Raw genomic sequence first — 2500 nt, 5'->3', positions numbered from 1 at the left:
GGCCTCCGATCTCCGCGATCGTCTGGTGGCGCTGCAGGAGATTCAGGCCTTGTCGGCCTGGTTGGACGCGCGACCGCAGCTCGGGCGTGACGTCTTTGCGCGGGGCCAATCGGAACCGGTGGGTGATGGGGCCGGTGGCCCGATCGAAATCGATATGATTGCCTTTCTCTGGGCGTGCCTGGCGCAATTCGATGATCCCGCGGATGCGGTCGACACCAGACCGGCCTATCGCATTCCGGCGCTGGATTTGTATAGCATTCCGGAAGCCCGCGAACGGATACTGCGGCTCCTTGGGGCGAGCGACACGCCGCTCAGCCTCGACCAGCTGTTGCCGGCGCCCGGTGAAGACCCTGCAGCATCTCCACCGACAATTCCGCGACGCCGATCTGCCTGGACCAGTACCTTCGTCGCCGGGTTGGAGCTTGCCCGGCAGGGCGAGTTGGTCCTTGCGCAGGAAAATTTGTTCGACCCGATCATCGCCCAGCGGAGTCCGGAAGGACAGGAGGCTCGCTGAGGAAGAGAACAGTATGCGTGAGACACGCCTGTAGCGCGACAATCTGGAACTCACGTTGTTTGCCGCGAGTCACGCGCCCTCACCATGGACGATCAACCGATGGCCTATGGCAAACCCGGCTTCGGGACCCCGCACTTCCTCTGCTTCGGCGCTTAATCGCCATAGTCGACACCGCCGGTTGTACATACATGTCTTTCTAATTGACTTGACGGGTAAACCTAGCTCTTGATATGGACCAGAATCAAAAGGATCACGCCTGTGCTCGAACGCCGCGCCATCGAGTTCATTCCTGAAACCGAACGGCACGGTAAGCCGGCGTCCCTCTTCACTCTCTGGTTTTCCGCCAATATGCAGATGACGACGGTGGCAACCGGCCTTGTCGCCGGTTCTCTCGGTCTCGGCCTCGTCTCCGGCCTCACCGCCATCATCCTCGGCAACGTCATCGGCGGCATCTTCATGGCCTACCACGCCGCACAAGGGCCAAAGCTCGGCATCCCGCAGATGATTCAGTCCCGTGCCCAGTTCGGCGTGATAGGTGCCAACCTTCCGGTTGCCCTGGTCATCATTCTCTATGTCGGATTCTTCACCCTCAGCGCCGTCCTCGGGGGCGAGGCCGCGGCACATCTGTTCCATGTCCCGCAAGCCATCGGGGTTATCATAGCCGATACCGCCACCTTTCTGCTGCTGATCTTCGGCTATGATCTGATCCATCGCTACGAGCGAATCATGTCGCTCGTGTTTTTGGTGATCTTCGCCATAGTCACAATCGTTCTGCTGCGCGATTACGCCGTCACGCCGCTCACCCCAGCCAAGCCGGCGCCGCTCGCGATGATCGTGCTCGGCATCTCGATCTACGCGACGTGGCAGATCACCTACGCCCCTTACGTCGCGGATTATTCACGTTATCTACCTGCGAACACTTCGTTTCTCGGCAGTTCTGCCTACACCTATTTCGGCTCAGTCATTGCCTCGATCTGGATGATGGCGCTCGGCCTGCTCGCCGGACTCGTCGCGAGCAAAGCCGCCAATGCCGATACCACCGGCTATTTTGCCGCCCTACTCGGCCCATCCTGGACCTGGCTGATGCTTCTGGTGATCCTTTTCGGCATCATCGGCGCGAACGTTCTCAATCTCTACGGCACCGCCATGTCGGTCGCGACCATCCTGACCTCGGGCGGCGAAACCCCCTTCGCCCGCGCCATCCTGACACGCGGCATGGCCCTGCGCGTTGCCGTCGGTGCGGCGGCCGCCTTCATCGGTAGCGCGCTTGCTATTGGCGCCGGCGGCAATTTCGTCGGCGCCATGACCAATTTTCTGCTTTTACTGCTGTACGTCTTCGTGCCCTGGACAGCGATCAACCTGACCGATTTCTACCTCGTCCGCCGCGCCCGCTACGACATTGCTGCGATCTACGATCCGCGCGACATCTATGGTGCGATCAACTGGAAAACCATGGCCGTGTACGCCATCGGCATTCTGGTCGAAATCCCGTTCATGAACGCCGATCTCTATGAGGGGCCGATTGCGAAGGCGCTCGGCGGCGCCGATATCTCTTGGATCATCGGCCTGATCGTCCCCTCAGTTCTCTACATCATCGTCAATCGCCGCGTGACGGCTCAGGCTGCCGCGCGACACACAACCTGAGAATCGAGAAGATGAGATACCGCGTGACGGCATCGTCAGGTTGATTGGATGATGTGCGCTTGACCTGGGTCACGATCGATCAGGCGGCCACGTTGGCGGCATAATCGGCCCAGAGTGAAAATGCGTCAGCCCGACCATGGCGGAATGATCGGGTGGAGAGGCGGTGGCGTTTCAGGCGGAACAGGGTGATGATCTGGTCGTGGGTGGCGAGAAATCTCTGGGCTTGGCCGACGGACTTGAACCGGCCCATGATCTTCTCTCGTCGTCTTGTATGGCGATGAGAGGCTTCGATCCTGTTGTTCAGCCGCTTGTGGGACCGATGATCGGCACTGCGGCAGTCGT

2 protein-coding genes and 1 pseudogene are annotated in these 2500 nt (G+C 60.3%); 2 read left to right on the top strand and 1 reads right to left on the bottom strand.

The window, feature by feature from the left end:
- Together ACP5E6_RS18235 and ACP5E6_RS18230 are read left to right on the top strand one after the other, a co-directional pair.
- A pseudogene (locus ACP5E6_RS18235) lies at nucleotides 1-514 on the top strand (segregation/condensation protein A); the annotation flags it as partial.
- A 258-nt stretch (nucleotides 515-772) separates the two neighbouring features.
- A complete protein-coding gene (locus tag ACP5E6_RS18230) occupies nucleotides 773-2158 on the top strand; it encodes a purine-cytosine permease family protein (RefSeq protein WP_427956722.1) in 1386 nt (461 codons plus the stop codon).
- A gap of 79 nt (nucleotides 2159-2237) precedes the next feature.
- Here the strand turns inward: ACP5E6_RS18230 and ACP5E6_RS18225 are convergent.
- On the bottom strand, nucleotides 2238-2500 hold a 263-nt coding region (locus tag ACP5E6_RS18225; RefSeq protein WP_427956719.1), incomplete at its 5' end, for a DDE-type integrase/transposase/recombinase.

Source organism: Acidiphilium sp. (assembly GCF_049977125.1).
Classification (GTDB): Bacteria; Pseudomonadota; Alphaproteobacteria; order Acetobacterales; family Acetobacteraceae; genus Acidiphilium.
This window is presented reverse-complemented; position numbering and strand designations above follow the sequence as displayed.